We start from the raw sequence: 16,541 nt of genomic DNA on the forward strand, positions 1-16,541 counted from the left end.
CCGCAGTCCCAGCCGAAGCGGGACATACGGGTCAGGAAGGGCTGCCGGAAGGGTTACGGAGCGTTTTCGGCCGACGGGCCCGGAACGTCGCCCGCCGGGGCCTGGTCACGCAGGGCCAGGCGGCTGTGCGTGCGGCCGTAGAGCATGTAGACGACGATGCCGATCACCATCCAGATGGCGAACCGCAGCCAGGTCTCGGCCGGCAGGTTGAGCATCAGCCACAGCGTGGCGCACACCGACACGATCGGGACGAACGGCACCCAGGGGGTGCGGAAGGCGCGGGGCAGGTCCGGGCGGGTCCGGCGGAGGATGATCACGCTGATCGCGACGACGACGAAGGCGAACAGAGTGCCGATGTTCACCAGCTCGGCCAGTTCACTGAGGCTGGTGAAACCGGCGACGATCGCGATGATCCCCCCGAGCAGGATGGTCGGCCGGTGCGGGGTCTTGAACCGCGGGTGGACGCGGGAGAAGAAGCGCGGCAGCAGTCCGTCACGGCTCATCGCGAAGAACACCCGGGTCTGGCCGAGCAGCAGGATCAGGCACACCGTGGTCAGTCCGACGGCGGCTCCGAAGCTGATCACGCCCGCGTACCAGGGATGGCCGATGGCCTTGAAGGCGTCGGCGAGCGGAGCCTCCACGGACAGCCTCGTGTACTTCTGCATGCCGGTGACGACGACGGAGACGGCGACGTAGAGCACGGTGCAGATGAGGAGCGAGCCGAGGATGCCGCGGGGCATGTCGCGCTGCGGGTTGCGGGTCTCCTCGGCGGCGGTGGCCACGATGTCGAAGCCGATGAACGCGAAGAACACCACCGAGGCGGCGGTGAAGATGCCCATCACGCCGAAGTTGGCCGGTGCCCAGCCGAACATCAGCTGGATGAGCGGGGCTTTGAGGTTGCCGCCCGCCGGGACCGGCTGGGCGGGCGGGATGAAGGGCTTGTAGTTGTGGCCGGTGATGAAGAAGGCGCCGGCGATGATCACGATGAGCACGACCGCCACCTTGATGGCCACGACGATCGAGGTGATCCGGGCGGACAGCTTCATGCCGAGGACGAGGATGCAGGTGAGGACCAGCACCAGGGCCGCGGCCAGGATGTCGAAGCCGAAGCCGTGGGCACCGTCCCGGCCGGCCAGGTAGTCCGGCAGGTGCCAGCCCGCGTTGTCCAGCAGCGAGCGGACGTACCCGGACCAGCCGACCGCCACCACCGCCGTGCCGAGCGCGAACTCCAGGACCAGGTCCCAGCCGATGATCCAGGCGGGCAGTTCACCGAGGGAGGCGTAGGAGAAGGTGTACGCGGATCCCGCCACGGGGACCGTGGAGGCGAACTCGGCGTAGCACAGGGCGGCGAGCGCACAGACCACGCCGGCCGCCACGAAGGCCAGCGACACCGCCGGGCCGGCGTTGTTCTTGGCCACCTGTCCGGTGAGGACGAAGATGCCGGTGCCGATGATGACGCCGACGCCGAAGACGGTCAGGTCGAGGGCGGAGAGGGACTTCTTGAGCGAGTGCTCGGGTTCCTCGGTGTCCAGGATGGACTGTTCGACGTTCTTCGTCCTGAAGAGCGTGCTCACGTGCCTACCTCCCACGCTTGTCGTCCTCGACATGATCGAGAGGGCTGGGGGTGCGTATGCCCCGGCACAGGCAGGTTCACGCAAAAGGACCGGTTCCGCCACTGCAAGAAGTGGCGGAACCGGCCCGTTCCGGTGCTTTTCGGCTAGTCGCGCGCGGGCTCCACGGAGTCCACCTCGTCGGCCGTCCGGTCGAACCGGCCGTCGAGCTTGGAGACCAGACCGGTGACCTGGCGGGCGATGTCGGGCGCGGTCAGCCCGATCTCCGCCATGACCTCGGCGCGCGAGGCGTGGTCGAGGAAGCGCGGCGGGATGCCGAAGTCGCGCAGCGGCAGGTCCACGCCCGCGTCCCTGAGCGCCTGGGCGATCGCCGAGCCGACACCCCCGGCGCGGCTGTTGTCCTCGACGGTGACGACCACCCGGTGCCGCTCGGCGAGCGGGGCCATCGCCTCGTCGACGGGCTTGACCCAGCGCGGGTCGACGACGGTGGTGGAGATGCCCTGCTTGTCGAGCAGAGAGGCGATCTCCAGGCACATCGGGGCGAGGGCGCCCACGGAGACCAGCAGCACGTCCGGGCGCTCGGTGCCGGGCTCGCGCAGCACGTCCATGCCGCCGACGCGGCCCACGGCGGGGACGGCGGGGCCGACGGCGCCCTTGGAGAAGCGCACCACGGTCGGCGCGTCGTCGACGGCGACGGCCTCGCGCAGCTGCGCCCTCACCTGGTCGGCGTCGCGCGGCGCGGCCAGCCGCAGACCCGGTACGACCTGCAGGATCGACATGTCCCACATGCCGTTGTGGGAGGCGCCGTCGGTGCCGGTGACGCCGGCCCGGTCCAGCACGAAGGTCACGCCGCACTGGTGCAGGGCCACGTCCATCAGGACCTGGTCGAAGGCGCGGTTGAGGAAGGTGGCGTAGACGGCGAAGACGGGGTGCACACCGGCGTGGGCCAGTCCGGCCGCGGAGACGGCGCCGTGCTGCTCGGCGATGCCGACGTCGTAGATCCGGTCCGGGAAGGTGTCCGCGAACTTCTTCAGGCCGACGGGCTGCAGCATCGCCGCCGTGATGGCCACGATGTCCTCGCGCTCCTTGCCCAGCTCGACCATCTCGTCGCCGAAGACGGAGGTCCAGTCGGCGCCCGAGGCCTTGACCGGCAGGCCCGTGTCGGGGTGGATGGGACCGATGCCGTGGAAGCGGTCGGCCTCGTCCTGGAGGGCGGGCTGGTAGCCGCGGCCCTTCTCGGTGAGGCAGTGCACGATGACCGGCCCGCCGAACCGCTTGGCCCGGGCCAGCGCCGACTCCAGCGCCTCGACGTCGTGGCCGTCGATCGGGCCGACGTACTTCAGGCCCAGGTCCTCGAACATGCCCTGCGGGGCGATGAAGTCCTTCAGCCCCTTCTTGGCGCCGTGCAGGGTCTCGTACAGCGGCCTTCCGAGGACCGGGGTGCGGTCGAGGATGTCCTTCGTCCGGGCGAGGAAGCGCTCGTAGCCGTCGGTGGTGCGCAGGGTCGCGAGGTGGTTGGCGAGCCCGCCGATGGTCGGGGCGTAGGAGCGCTCGTTGTCGTTGACGACGATGACGAGCGGGCGGTCCTTGGCCTCGGCGATGTTGTTCAGCGCCTCCCAGGCCATGCCGCCGGTCAGCGCACCGTCACCGATCACGGCGACGACGTGGCTGTCCCGTTTCCTCAGCTGGTTCGCCTTCGCGATGCCGTCGGCCCAGCCGAGGACCGTGGAGGCGTGGCTGTTCTCGATGACGTCGTGCTCGGACTCGGCCTGCGAGGGGTAGCCGGACAGGCCGCCCTTCATCTTCAGCCGGGAGAAGTCCTGCCGGCCGGTGAGCAGTTTGTGCACGTAGGACTGGTGCCCCGTGTCCCACAGGACCTTGTCCTTCGGGGACTCGAAGACGCGGTGCAGGGCGATGGTGAGCTCGACCACGCCCAGGTTGGGGCCCAGGTGGCCGCCTGTCTTGGAGACGGCATCGACGAGGAAGGTCCGGATCTCCTCTGCCAGCTGGTCCAGCTCCTCCAGGCTGAGCCGGTCCAGATCGCGCGGTCCCCTGATGCGGGTCAGCAGCGGCACCCGTGCCTCCTTGCAAGTAGAGCTGATCGAGCTGTTGCCGGGCTTGACGAGTCTAATGTTCCGGCTTTGTGGGACACGACAGTGCCCGGCACCTTCGAGGCACCGGGCACGGTCAGACACCTGAAAGGGGCGCGGGGAGCTGCGCGACCGGCCACGACGGACCGGACCCGCAATCACACCCGCGCCCCGAGGCGGCTAGGCGTTACGCACGCCCCGCCGACTTCTGCGTCTTGCGGGTCACCGCGTCGATGACGACGGTCGCCAGCAGAACACCGCCGGTGATCATGTACTGGACCGGCGAGGCGATGCCCTCCAGGGCGAGACCGTACTGGATCGAGACGATGACCAGCACGCCGAGGAGCGCGTTCCAGGTGCGGCCACGGCCGCCGAAGAGGGACGTACCGCCGATCACAGCCGCCGCGATCGCGTTCATCAGCAGGTCGCCTCCGCCGGCGCCCTGGTTGGCGGACGCGATCTTGGAGGCGATGAACAGACCGCCGATCGCCGCGAACGTGCCGGAGATGGCGAACACCGAGATCCGGGTCAGGTCCACGTTGATACCGGCACGGCGGGAGGCCTCGACGCTGCCACCGAGCGCGAAGATCTTCCGGCCGTAGGCGGTGCGGCGCAGTACGAAGTCCGTGATCATCAGCACTGCCACGAAGATCACCACGGCCAGCGGCAGGCCCTTGTACTGGTTGAAGACGTACGCGACGACGAAGGCGACGATGGCCAGCAGCACGGTACGCAGGACCGTTTCGCTGAGCGGCCGGGACGGTACGCCGGCGGCCTCGCGGCGCTTGTTGCCGAAGAAGGAGCTGAGGAAGAACAGCACCGTCACCACGAGGGCGAGCCCGTAGGCGGCGGCCACGTCGGAGAAGTAGTAGCTGGTCAGCTTGGCGACCAGGCCGTTGCTGTTCAGGTTGATCGTGCCGTTGTCGCCCAGGATCTTGAGCATGAGGCCGTTCCAGAACAGCAGACCGGCCAGGGTGACCGCGAAGGCCGGCACCCCGATCTTCGCGAAGAAGAAGCCCTGCACCGCGCCTGCGACCGTTCCGGTGAGGATGGACAGCACCAGGGCCAGGATCTCGTTCATGCCATGCGTGACGTTGAGCACCGCGAAGGTGGCGCCCGCGACACCGGACAGCGAGCCGACCGACAGGTCGATCTCGCCGAGGAGCAGGACGAACACGATGCCGACGGCGATCATGCCCGTGCCGACCATGGCGACGGAGATGTCGGACAGGTTGCCCGCCGTCATGAAGTTGGAGTTCAGGCTCCAGAAGATGCACCAGATGATCGCCAGACCGACGACGACCGGCAGGGAGCCGAGGTCACCGGCCTTCATCTTCCGCTTGAACTCGGTCCAGTATCCGAGGATGCCCTCTTCGCGCACCAGCAGGCGGGGGTCGACCGCGACGTCGGAGCCTCGTGCCGCCTCGGGGTTCTCCACGACGGTGTCCTCGGGGGACGTGGAGGTCTTGTCGATGCTCACTTCTTGATCTCCCCATTGGTGCGCGCCGCACGACGGGTCACGGCATTGTCCGTGGCGCCGGTGATGGCGGAGATGATCTCTTCCTGCGAGGTCGACTTGACCTCGAAGACGCCGTTGTTGCGACCCAGACGCAGGACGGCCACCTTGTCGGCGACGGCCTTCACGTCGGCCATGTTGTGGCTGATGAGGATCACGGCATGACCGCGCTCCCGCAGCCGTTCCACCAGGTCGAGGACCTGTGCGGTCTGCTCGACGCCGAGGGCGGCGGTGGGCTCGTCGAGGATGACCAGCTTCGGCTCGCCGAGCATGGAGCGGGCGATGGCCACGGTCTGGCGCTGACCGCCGGAGAGCGAGGCGATCGGGATGCGGACGCTCGGGATGCGGATCGACAGCGTGGTGAGCAGTTCGCGGGAGCGGCGCTCCATCTCCACCTCGTCCAGGACGCCGCGACGGCGGATCTCCCGGCCCAGGTAGAGGTTGCCGACGACGTCGATGTTGTCGCACAGCGCGAGGTCCTGGTAGACCGTCGCGATGCCCAGGTTCTGGGCGTCGTGCGGCTTGCTGATCTGGACGGCCTTGCCTTCCCACTCGATGACGCCCTCATCGATGGGGTGAACGCCGGCGATCGTCTTGACCAGCGTGGACTTTCCGGCACCGTTGTCGCCCACCAGGGCGATCACTTCACCGGCGTGGACCTCAAGCTCTACGTCGGTGAGCGCCTGAACGGCACCGAACCGCTTGGAGACCCCGCGCAACGCCAGCACGGGCGTAGCGGACACGTGAACCATCTCCTTCGCCGCCTGACCCGGCGGGAGGTTGTGCAGAAGTTGGGGGATGTTCCGTCCGGCGCCCCACGACGAGCTTGCGGGGCTGTCTGATGTGCGGGGCGCCGGAGGAGCTGTGGTGGCCTTCTTTTCCGTCAGCGGAATTCATGTGTGAATTCGCCTAGCGGGAAAGGCCCGTGCGGCTGCTTACTTGAGGCCGATCTTGTCGCAGGCCGCCTTGTACTGCGAGGTGCAGATGTCGCTGATCGTGTAGACGCCGTCCTTGATGACGGTGTCCTTGATGTTGTCCTTGGTCAGCGCGGTGACCGGCACCAGGACCGAGGGGACCTGCTTCGTGGTCGGGCTGTCCACCTTGTCCTTGGCAACGGCGTCGAGCGCCTTGCCCTGGGCGAGGTCCACCGCCATCTCGGCGGCTGCGGCGGCCTCCGGGGCGTAGGGCTTGTAGACGCTCATGTACTGGTCGCCGGTGACGATGCGCTGCACACCCGCGAGCTCCGCGTCCTGGCCGGTGACCGGGACCTTGATGCCGGCGGCCTTGAGGGCGGTGATGATACCGCCGGCCATGCCGTCGTTGGCGGAGTAGACGCCGACGATGTTCTTCTTGCCCAGGGCGGAGATGGCGCCCTCCATGTTGGAGTTGGCGTTCTCCGGCTTCCACTCCTTGGTGTCGTACTCCTTGCCGACGTTCACCTTGCCGGCGAGCACCTCGTGGGCGCCCTTCTTGAACTGGGCGGCGTTCGGGTCGGTGGAGGAACCGTTCATCATGACGATCTTGCCGGACTTGGCCTTGGAGCCGAGCGCCTTGAGCAGCGCCTCGCCCTGGGTCTTGCCGACGGTCTCGTTGTCGAACGACGTGTAGGCGTCGATCGGGCCCTGGGCCAGGCGGTCGTAGGCGACGACCGGGATGCCGGCGTCCTTGGCCTTCTGCACGGAGTTCTTGATGGCAGCGGCGTCCACAGCGTCGACGATCAGCACGTCCACCTTGTTGGTGACCATGGTGTCGACCTGCTGGTTCTGCATCGAGGCGTCCTGCTTGGCGTTGGCGTAGACGACCTCGCCCTTGCCGTTGGTCAGCTCCTTGACCTTCTTCTCGATCAGGGGCTTGTCGAACTTCTCGTACCGAGCGGTCTGGTTCTCCGGGAGGAGCAGACCGACCTTGATGGCATCGCCCTTCTTGGCGCTGCCGGACGACTTGGAGGAGCCACCGGACTCCTTGGCGCTGCCACAGGCCGCGAGAGAGACGGCCATGGCACCAGCAGCAACGGCGAAGGCCGCACGACGCATACGCGTGTTCACTTCAGAAACCTCCCTGACGAGGCCGCGTCGTTGCGGCCGAGGTGGCTGGAAGTCAACTCGGCCACACGTGCGACGTCAAGAAGTAAATCCTTAACGAGATGGCAACGGTGCCATCCGTTCTCTAAGTGAAGGCAGGCGCGACCGCAGGAAGGATGCCTGCGACAGACCCGTCCAGAAGGGTCGAATCGCCCATCTCACTGAGGGCGAGAGCGAGCGCTCCGAGCACTTCCGCACGGCCGCCAAGTGCCCCCGGGAGAACGGACAGTTGGCGCGCCGCACTGGGGATGGCATAGCGGCCGACGGACTCCCTGATGGGCCCGAGAACCAGCTCTCCGGCCTCGGCGAGATCACCGCCCAGGACCACCCGGCTCGGGTTCAGAAGGTTGCAGAGATTGGCCACCCCACTGCCGATGTGGCGGCCGACGTCGGCGATCACCCGACGGCAGCCCGGGTCTCCCTCCCTGGCCAGCCGGACGACACCCTCCATCGTCAGGTCGGCGCCGTGACTGGGCTGGAGCAGCGGGAGCACATAGCGCGCGGCCGTGAACGTCTCCAGGCAGCCACGGTTCCCGCAACGGCAGACCGGTCCGGATTCATCGAGTGTAATATGCCCGATTTCACCCGCGGTGCCGCCCGGGCCGCGATAGATCTTCCCGTTGATCACCAGCCCGGCGCCGACACCGCTGGCGACCTTGATGTAGGCGAGGTCGCGGACGCCCTTGCCGCTGCCCCAGACCAGCTCACCGAGGGCGCCCAGGTTGGCGTCGTTGTCCACGTGCACGGGCACGCCGAGGCGCCCGCGCAGCTCCTCGGCGGGCTTGGTGCCGCCCCAGCCCGGCAGGATCGCGGTGGACCCCAGGGTCCCGGACTCCACGTCGATCGGACCGGGCACGCCGAGCCCGACGCCCGCCACCTTGGACCGGTCGACGCCGGTCGCCGCGATCAGGCGGTTGACCAGCTCCTCCGCCCGGTCGAAGCCCTGGGTGGAGGAGGCGTCGACGTCCAGCGGCTCGGACTCCTCGGCCAGCACCTGGTGCGCGAGATTCCCGATCGCCACGCGCAGGTGGGTGTGCCCGAAATCGACGCCGATGACAATCCCGGCGTCCCCGCTCAGCGACACGCTGCGGGCCCGCCGGCCGCCGGCCGACGTGGGCGTGACCTCGACGGTTCCGCCGTCCTTCAGCTCCCGCACGATGTTCGAGACCGTCGCGGCGGACAGGCCGGTCGTGCGCGCGATCTCCGCCTGCGTGAGCGATCCCGCCAGCCGCACCGCTCGTACGACTCGTTCCAGGTTGGCTCGGTGCAGCGACGACTGCGACCCCGGAGTCTCCATCGACCCATCCACTCCCGCCATCGGCCGGGCGGCCCCTGTGCCGCCCGTGGCCCAGGTCACATCTGCGGAACCGGGCCACTTACAAGTTATGAACTCCAAGCTCGGCTGTACGGGTTACCGCAGTCAAGTCCTTGACGGAAATCGCTGTCACTTCCGTGGTCCGCCCCGGACACCTCGCGGACACGTGCGTGCCACCCGGAACAGGGCGGAACCGCAACTTCAGGGGGCTTCGGCACAGGTGCGTGGGGTACGGCGCGCGGGCGCGCGGGAGCCGGCGGATCGTTCAGCCGCGGAATCCGGGGGCAGGACCGTGACCAGGTCGTGACCGGGGCCCGGGCGGCCGGGTGTACATCGCGAGTGCGAAGGATCACTGCCCGAAGAGTCCGCCCTGCGGTTCACTCCCCGGGCGGAGCGGAGCACGGCCCGGCCCGGGCGCCGCGGTGGCGCCCGGGCCGGGCCGGATGCTCCAGGGACGGGCTACTTCAGTGCGCCCGCCGTCAGGCCCGCCACCACCTGCCGCTGGAAGATGATGTACGCCGCCAGCACCGGCAGCATCGCCATCACCAGGCCGGCGAAGAGACCGGACCAGTCGCCCTTGTACCCCTGGCTGACCGCGAGCTGGACCAGGCCCTGGGTCAGGACCCGCTTGTCGGGGTCGGTGTTGAGGACCGTGGGGAGCATGTACTGGTTCCACTGGCCCAGGAAGTTGAAGATGCCCACGCTGATCAGGCCCGGCTTGGCCATGGGGAGCATGATCTGGAAGAACGTACGGGTGTGCGAGGCGCCGTCCACGAAGGCCGCTTCCGCCACCGAGGTGGGCAGGGTGCGGAAGAACGCGGTCAGGAAGAAGACCGTGAAGGGCAGTGAGTACGCGATGTAGACCAGGATCAGGCCGTGGATGGTGTTCAGCAGTCCCATGTTGTTCACGACGTAGAACAGCGGGACCAGCGCCAGCATGATCGGGAAGCTCATGCCGCCGACGAAGAGGTAGTAGATGAAGCGGTTCCCGGGGAAGTCGAAGCGGGCCAGCACGTAGGCCGCCATCGAGCCGAGGACCAGGGTGCCGATCAGCGAGCCGCCGACCACCAGGATGGTGTTCAGGAAGTAGTCGCTCATGTTGGCCTGGGTCCAGGCCCGCGACCAGTTGTCGAAGTGCAGCTTGTCCGGCAGGGACCAGGGGGAGCCGAAGATGGAGCTGTCGTCCTTGAAGGACGTCATCACGGCCCACAGCAGCGGCATGACCACCATGATCGCCCACAGGATCAGCATGCCGTGGGAGAAGACGTTGAGGACGCCGCCCTCTCGCTTCCGGACAGGGGGCCTCGGCGGTGCCACGTCGACCTTGGAGACGGTCGCGCCGGACTCGGCTGGCAGCGGGGCGGGGGTCTCGGTCGTCTTCATCGCTTCAGTACTCCAGCCGCTCGCGACGGCCCAGCCGCATCACGATCGCGGCGAACGCGAGCGTGACGACGAGCAGGGCGACGCCGATGGTGGTGGCGTAGGCGGCCTGACCGTCCCGGAACGCCTTCTGGTACACGTACAGGACCATCACCGTGGTCGAGTAGTCCGGCCCGCCGGGCCCGGTCGTCATGATCTGTACGACCGCGAACGACTCGGCGCCGAGCGCGAGGATGCCCATGTAGACCCAGCCGGACTGCACGGTGTCCCACAGCAGCGGCAGGGTGATGCGGAAGAACGTGGCGGAGCGGCTCGCTCCGTCCAGCAGTGCCGCCTCGTACAGCTCGGCCGGGATCGACGCCATGCCCGCGGAGAAGAGGACCACGAAGAATCCGACCGTGGACCACACGAGCACCGCCATCACGCACCACAGCGCGAGGCTCGGGTCGCCGAGCCAGAGGGGCTGGATGTCGTCGAGGCCGATGCCGCGCAGGAGCGAGTTGATCGCGCCGCTGTCCGGGTTGTACGCGAAGGCGAACAACAGCGAGACGATCGCGATCGAGAGCACCTGCGGGAAGAAATAGACGATCTTGTAGAAGGACGAGCCCCGCACGCCCGAGACCACGGGGCCGCCCCTTCTCCGTCGTCCGCCCACATTGATCATGAAGGCGAAGAACAGCGCCAGACCGAGTGTCACCAAAGGCAGCACCAGGGCGAAGAGCAGGCTGTGCTGAAGCGACTTCCAGAAGATGTCGTCATGGAACATCCTCTTGTAGTTGTCGAAGCCGACCATTTTGAATTCGGGGCTGAGGCCGGTCCAGTCCGTGAACGAGTAGTAGATGGACTGGATGAACGGCCACACCACGAAGAGCGCGTACAGTCCAAGAGGGGCTGCCAGAAACCCCGCGATGAACCGGTACTTGCCGTGCTGCATCGCCACTCCGGTGTGCGTAAGGGTGCTGGTTACTGGTGCTTGTAGTGCTTGATCGAGGTGTCCTTGGCAGCCTCGTCGGCAAAGCCCTGGATCTTCTTGATGGCCTCGGCCGGAGTGAGGCGGCCGGCCATCATCTCGCCGAGTCCGGCCACACCGATCTTCTCCTTCTGCAGCTGCACGTACCAGTCCTGGATCCGCGGATTCACCACGTTGGATCCGGCCTTGTCCAGCGCGGCCACGCCCGACTTCAGACCCGGGGTGAGGGTGATGCCGGTGGTGCCGCCGTTGTACGCGGTCAGCGACTTCACCTTGGCGGTGAAGTTCTTCGAGGACGCCTCGGAGAGCATGATGCGCAGCTGCTCCATGCCGCCCTCGGAGTTCGCCGCCTTGGCGGGCACGACGAAGGGCTCGCCGCCGGAGGCCCAGATGGTGCCGAACGGCATCTTGTCCGAGCTGTCGATGCCGGTGGGCGCGGAGACCGCGAGGTTGAAGTCGGACGGGATGACGTTGGCCGACTCGTTCTCCACCCAGGAGCCGTTCGGGATGAACAGCGCCTTGCCCTTGGCCCAGGCGGTCTGCGACTGGATGTGGTCGAGACCGGGGGTGCCCTTGAGGATGTAGCCCTTCTTGTACAGCTCGTAGTAGGCCTCGAAGCAGGCCTTGACGGCGGGGTGCTTCCAGGCGTTCGGCTCCAGGTTGTCGATGGCGTCGAGCACCTCGCGGCCGCCGACCTTGCCGATCATCGGGTACAGCGAGAAGGGGAGGTAGTACGGGTACTTGCCCGCGTAGGTCCAGCCCGCCATGCCCTTCTTCTTGGCCTTCTCGCACACGGCGAGCATCTGGTCCCAGGTCTCGGGGTACTGCGCGTCGAGCGAGTCCAGGGCCTTCTGCGAGTACCAGACGCCGTAGACCGTGTAGGCGTAGTACAGGATCCAGACCGGCTTGCCGTCGAACTGGCCCATCTCGACGATGCCGGGGCGCAGCGTGTCGCGGACCTTCTTGTTCGGGTCGTCGTACGAGGGCGCGTCGAGGAGCGAGGTGAGGTCTGCCAGCTGGTTCTTGCCGACGAGCACGCCCATGTCCATCTGCTCGGCGCCGGAGTTGTCGATGAGGTCCGGCGGGTTGCCCTGGTTGAAGCGGGGCTGCAGGGTGGACTGGATCTTCTGGGTGGCGGAGAACTTCACCGTGGCCTTGGGGAAGTCCTTCTGATAGATCTTCACCGCGTCCTGGGCGTACTCCTTGCCGAAGCCGCCGTCGAAGAGGACGAACTCCATCTTGGCGGTCTCATTGACGCCGAGCGGGTTCTTGGAGGTCTTCTTGCCCGCCTTCGCCTTGTCCTGTCCGCCGCCGCCGCTGCTCGCGCAGGCGGAGAGCAGGCCCATTCCGGGGGCCGCCACCAGGCCGAGTGCGGCCGAACGCTTGATCAGATCGCGGCGGCCGACACCTTCGCCGTCGTGGTGCGCAGTGGATCCCATGCTCAAGTCCTCGCCTTCTCCAGGACTCAGGCGGTGAACCGGATCCTCCCCGGCACCGCTGTCGGGTAGTGCAGGGTCATGCGGGAAACGCCGACAGGTATAGTCCACTTCCCGCCAGCTGAGCAAGATCGAATGCAAGGTTGGCCATGGGTCTTTTCCGAGTTGAGACCTCTCGGAAATATGAGCGACCTGTGGACCCTCCGCCGGTGAAATTCGCGACATAGGCCCCTGAATGCCACACCCAACACCCTTGACATCAAGGGCCACTTGACCACCTACTGGTTCCTGCGCATCGAAGCTGACAACGTTGTCTCACGTGGCTGCAGGAGGGGAATCCGTAGATGCAGCGGAGAACTCGGCACAGATACGGTCCGGCGGTCGTGCTCACGACCGCCTTTGTCATGGCCCTCGGTGCACAGGGCGCGGCGGTCGCCCCGCCGGCCGCGGCCGCGGCAGCCGACCGGGAGTTCGCATCCTCGTTCGAGGCCGGCGATCCGGCGCCGGACTGGCTGAACACCGTCGACACGGCGGCGGACGGGAGCAAGCGTGCCTCGGGCGTGGACGGCGGCTACAGCACCGGCATCCCGGGCAACGCCACCGACCATGTCACCGAAGTCCGGGCGAGCGGTGAGAACGAGGGCGCGGGCGAGGTGAAGGAGAACCTCGTCGACGGGGAGCCCGGCACCAAGTGGCTGACCTTCCAGCCCACCGGCTGGGCCGAGTTCGACCTGGACAAACCCATCAAGCTGGTGACGTACGCGCTCACCTCGGCCAACGACTTCGACGGGCGCGACCCGCAGGACTGGACGCTCAAGGGCTCGACGGACGGCAAGGACTGGAAGACGGTCGACACCCGTTCGGGCGAGACCTTCAAGGAGCGGTTCCAGACGAAATCGTACGATCTGGAGCAGCCGGCCGAGTACCAGCACTTCCGGCTGGAGGTGACGAGGAACAACGGCGCCCCGGACATCCTGCAGATCGCCGACCTGCAGTTCTCCACCGGCGGCGGGGGCGGCCCGGTGCCCGAGGACATGCTGTCCCTGGTCGACAAGGGCCCGAGCGGCTCACCGACGGCGAAGGCGCGGGCCGGATTCACCGGAAAGCGGGCCCTTCGCTACGCCGGACGCCACACGGCGGCCGGCCGCGCGTACTCCTCCAACAAGGTCTTCGACGTGAACGTGAAGGTCGACCGCGACACCCAGCTGTCGTACCGGATCTTCCCGTCGATGGCCGACGGCGACCGCGACTACGACGCCACCGACGTCTCCGTGGACCTGGCCTTCACCGACGGCACCTACCTGAGCGACCTGGGCGCCCTCGACCAGCACGGCTTCCCGCTGTCGCCGCGCGGCCAGGGCACCTCGAAGGCGCTGTACGTCAACCAGTGGAACAACGTGGCCTCGCGGATCGGCTCGGTGGCGGCCGGCAGGACCGTCGACCGGATCCTGGTGGCGTACGACTCCCCGCACGGCCCGGCGAAGTTCCGCGGCTGGATAGACGACATCGGCATCGAGCCGGTGGCGCCGGAGAAACCGAAGGCCCACCTGTCGGACTACGCGCTGACCACCCGCGGCACCAATTCCAGCGGCAGCTTCTCGCGCGGCAACAACTTCCCGGCGACGGCCCTTCCGCACGGCTTCAACTTCTGGACGCCGGTGACGAACGCGTCCTCGCTGAGCTGGCTGTACGAGTACGCACGTGCGAACGACGACGACAACCTGCCGACGATCCAGGCGTTCAGCGCGAGTCATGAGCCGAGCCCGTGGATGGGCGACCGGCAGACCTTCCAGCTGATGCCGTCGGCCGCGTCCGGCACCCCGGACACCGGGCGCGAGGCGCGCGCCCTGGCCTTCCGGCACGAGAACGAGACCGCGCGGCCCTACTACTACGGGGTGCGGTTCGAGAACGGCCTGAAGGCGGAGATGACGCCGACCGACCACGCGGCCGCGCTGCGCTTCACCTACCCGGGCGACGACGCGAGCGTGCTCTTCGACAACGTCACCGAGCAGGCGGGCCTGACCCTGGACAAGGAGCACGGCGTCGTCACCGGCTACTCGGACGTGAAGTCGGGCCTGTCCACGGGCGCGACCCGGCTGTTCGTGTACGGCGTCTTCGACAAGCCGGTGACGGACGGCGGCTCCAGCGGGGTGAAGGGCTATCTGCGCTTCGACGCGGGCTCGGACCGCACGGTCACCCTGCGCCTGGCCACCTCCCTCATCAGCGTCGACCAGGCGAAGGACAACCTGCGTCAGGAGATCCCGGACGGTACCTCCTTCGACGCCGTCAGGGACCGCGCCCGCGGGACCTGGGACAAGCTGCTCGGCAAGGTCGAGGTGGAGGGCGCGACCCCGGACCAGCTGACCACGCTGTACTCCAGCATGTACCGGCTGTACCTGTACCCGAACTCGGGCTCCGAGAAGGTCGGCGGCAAGGACCGGTACGCCTCGCCCTTCTCCCCCATGCCGGGCCCGGACACGCCGACGCACACCGGCGCGAAGATCGTCGACGGCAAGGTGTACGTCAACAACGGCTTCTGGGACACCTACCGGACCACGTGGCCGGCGTACTCCTTCCTGACCCCGTCCCAGGCGGGCGAGATGGTCGACGGGTTCGTCCAGCAGTACAAGGACGGCGGCTGGACCTCGCGCTGGTCCTCCCCCGGCTACGCCGACCTGATGACCGGCACCTCCTCGGACGTGGCGTTCGCCGACGCCTACGTCAAGGGCGTGAAGTTCGACGCGAGGGCGGCGTACGACGCGGCGGTGAAGAACGCGACGGTCGTGCCTCCCTTCTCGGGCGTGGGCCGCAAGGGCATGAGCACCTCGCCGTTCCTCGGCTACACCAGCACCGACACGCACGAGGGCCTGTCGTGGGCGATGGAGGGCTACGTCAACGACTACGGCATCGCGAAGATGGGCGAGGCCCTCTACAAGAAGACCGGCGAGAAGCGCTACCAGGAGGAGTCCCAGTACTTCCTCAACCGCGCCCGGGACTACGTGGACCTCTTCGACCCCAAGGCGGGCTTCTTCCAGGGCCGTGACGCCCAGGGGAAGTGGCGGGTGGACTCCGCGAAGTACGACCCCCGTGTCTGGGGCTACGACTACACGGAGACCAACGGCTGGGGCTATGCCTTCACCGCCCCGCAGGACAGCCGGGGCCTGGCGAACCTGTACGGCGGCAGGTCCGGCCTCGCGGACAAGCTCGACGAGTACTTCGCCACCCCGGAGACCGCCTCGCCGGAGTTCGTCGGCTCCTACGGCGGTGTCATCCACGAGATGACCGAGGCCCGGGACGTCCGGATGGGCATGTACGGCCACTCCAACCAGGTCGCCCACCACGTCATCTACATGTACGACGCGGCCGCCGAGCCCTGGAAGGCGCAGGAGTACGTGCGCGAGGCGCTGTCCCGGCTCTACACGGGCAGCGAGATCGGGCAGGGCTACCACGGCGACGAGGACAACGGCGAGCAGTCGGCCTGGTACCTCTTCTCCTCGCTGGGCTTCTACCCGCTGGTCATGGGCAGCGGCGAGTACGCGATCGGCTCCCCGCTGTTCAAGAAGGCGACCGTGCACCTGGAGAACGGCCGGGACCTGGTGATCAAGGCGCCGCGCAACAGCGCGCAGAACGTGTACGTGCAGGGGGTGAAGGTCGACGGACGTCCCTGGACGTCCACCTCGCTGCCCCACTCACTGCTGGCCAAGGGCGGGGTGCTGGAGTTCTTCATGGGCTCCAGGCCCTCGACGTGGGGCACGGGCAGGAACGCGGCCCCGGTCTCCGTCACCCACGACGACAAGGTGCCCACGCCCCGCGCGGACGTACTGAAGGGTGACGGCGCCCTGTTCGACAACACGTCGGAGACGAGCGCCACGGTCACCTCGGTGGACCTGCCGGCCGGCGGCGCCGTGAAGCCCGTCCAGTACACGCTGACCTCGGCGGCCGACCACACGAAGGCACCGTCCGGCTGGACCCTGCAGGGCTCCGCGGACGGCAAGGCCTGGCGGACCCTGGACCACCGCTCCGGGGAATCCTTCGGGTGGGACCACCAGACCCGGGCCTTCACCGTCGCCGCACCGGGCTCGTACACCAGGTACCGCCTGGTCCTCGACGGCGAGGCGACGCTGGCGGAGGTGGAACTGCTGGCCTGACGCACCGCGGACAGCGGGAAGGGGCGGGTCCTCG

Annotated in this window: 10 protein-coding genes; 1 reads left to right on the forward strand and 9 read right to left on the reverse strand. The window is 67.8% G+C overall.

Features of this window, described 5'->3' with window-relative positions; translation table 11 throughout:
• Positions 1 to 53: 53 nt before the first annotated feature.
• The 9 genes from ACFZCP_RS10715 to ngcE form a co-directional block, all read right to left on the reverse strand.
• Entirely contained in the window at positions 54 to 1,574 is a 1,521-nt protein-coding gene (locus tag ACFZCP_RS10715) for an amino acid permease (RefSeq protein ID WP_391425986.1), read from the reverse strand.
• A 143-nt stretch (positions 1,575 to 1,717) separates the two neighbouring features.
• Positions 1,718 to 3,646 carry a 1-deoxy-D-xylulose-5-phosphate synthase gene (dxs, locus tag ACFZCP_RS10720; RefSeq protein WP_391425988.1) on the reverse strand — a complete coding sequence of 643 codons (1,929 nt, stop codon included), beginning with the start codon at positions 3,644 to 3,646 and terminating at the stop codon, positions 1,718 to 1,720.
• Positions 3,647 to 3,848: 202 nt separating this feature from the next.
• Positions 3,849 to 5,141: a sugar ABC transporter permease gene (locus ACFZCP_RS10725; protein ID WP_391425990.1), complete on the reverse strand. Its 1,293-nt coding sequence runs from the start codon at positions 5,139 to 5,141 to the stop codon at positions 3,849 to 3,851.
• Positions 5,138 to 5,929 carry an ATP-binding cassette domain-containing protein gene (locus ACFZCP_RS10730; protein WP_361126773.1) on the reverse strand — a complete coding sequence of 264 codons (792 nt, stop codon included), beginning with the start codon at positions 5,927 to 5,929 and terminating at the stop codon, positions 5,138 to 5,140. The genes ACFZCP_RS10725 and ACFZCP_RS10730 overlap by 4 nt, the downstream gene beginning before the upstream one ends.
• Positions 5,930 to 6,112: 183 nt before the next feature.
• Positions 6,113 to 7,210, reverse strand: coding sequence for a substrate-binding domain-containing protein (locus ACFZCP_RS10735; RefSeq protein ID WP_391426207.1), 1,098 nt, complete (start codon positions 7,208 to 7,210; stop codon positions 6,113 to 6,115).
• 133 nt (positions 7,211 to 7,343) lie between these two features.
• Positions 7,344 to 8,555 carry an ROK family protein gene (locus ACFZCP_RS10740; RefSeq protein WP_391425993.1) on the reverse strand — a complete coding sequence of 404 codons (1,212 nt, stop codon included), beginning with the start codon at positions 8,553 to 8,555 and terminating at the stop codon, positions 7,344 to 7,346.
• Positions 8,556 to 9,032: 477 nt separating this feature from the next.
• Positions 9,033 to 9,956: a carbohydrate ABC transporter permease gene (locus ACFZCP_RS10745; RefSeq protein WP_362684432.1), complete on the reverse strand. Its 924-nt coding sequence runs from the start codon at positions 9,954 to 9,956 to the stop codon at positions 9,033 to 9,035.
• A 4-nt stretch (positions 9,957 to 9,960) separates the two neighbouring features.
• Positions 9,961 to 10,887 (reverse strand): ABC transporter permease subunit, encoded by a 927-nt coding sequence (locus tag ACFZCP_RS10750; protein WP_391426209.1) that lies wholly within the window; start codon positions 10,885 to 10,887, stop codon positions 9,961 to 9,963.
• Between the two features lie 29 nt (positions 10,888 to 10,916).
• On the reverse strand, positions 10,917 to 12,362 hold the full coding sequence (gene ngcE, locus ACFZCP_RS10755; protein WP_391425996.1) for an N-acetylglucosamine/diacetylchitobiose ABC transporter substrate-binding protein: 1,446 nt from the start codon (positions 12,360 to 12,362) through the stop codon (positions 10,917 to 10,919).
• A gap of 341 nt (positions 12,363 to 12,703) precedes the next feature.
• Between ngcE and ACFZCP_RS10760 the strand changes: the two genes are divergently transcribed.
• Complete coding sequence (locus ACFZCP_RS10760; RefSeq protein ID WP_391425998.1) at positions 12,704 to 16,507, forward strand: GH92 family glycosyl hydrolase; 3,804 nt, start codon at positions 12,704 to 12,706, stop codon at positions 16,505 to 16,507.
• Positions 16,508 to 16,541 lie beyond the last annotated feature (34 nt).

The sequence above is a fragment of the Streptomyces sp. NPDC007971 genome (genome assembly GCF_042958635.1).
Taxonomy (GTDB): Bacteria; Actinomycetota; Actinomycetes; order Streptomycetales; family Streptomycetaceae; genus Streptomyces.

Coding starts and splice junctions, on each gene's coding strand:
- ACFZCP_RS10735 (WP_391426207.1), bottom strand. CDS start 7,210: ATGCGTCGTGCGGCCTTCGCCGTTGCTGCTGGTGCCATGGCCGTCTCT.
- ACFZCP_RS10745 (WP_362684432.1), bottom strand. CDS start 9,956: ATGAAGACGACCGAGACCCCCGCCCCGCTGCCAGCCGAGTCCGGCGCG.
- ACFZCP_RS10760 (WP_391425998.1), top strand. CDS start 12,704: ATGCAGCGGAGAACTCGGCACAGATACGGTCCGGCGGTCGTGCTCACG.
- ACFZCP_RS10740 (WP_391425993.1), bottom strand. CDS start 8,555: ATGGAGACTCCGGGGTCGCAGTCGTCGCTGCACCGAGCCAACCTGGAA.
- ngcE (WP_391425996.1), bottom strand. CDS start 12,362: ATGGGATCCACTGCGCACCACGACGGCGAAGGTGTCGGCCGCCGCGAT.
- ACFZCP_RS10750 (WP_391426209.1), bottom strand. CDS start 10,887: ATGCAGCACGGCAAGTACCGGTTCATCGCGGGGTTTCTGGCAGCCCCT.
- ACFZCP_RS10730 (WP_361126773.1), bottom strand. CDS start 5,929: ATGGTTCACGTGTCCGCTACGCCCGTGCTGGCGTTGCGCGGGGTCTCC.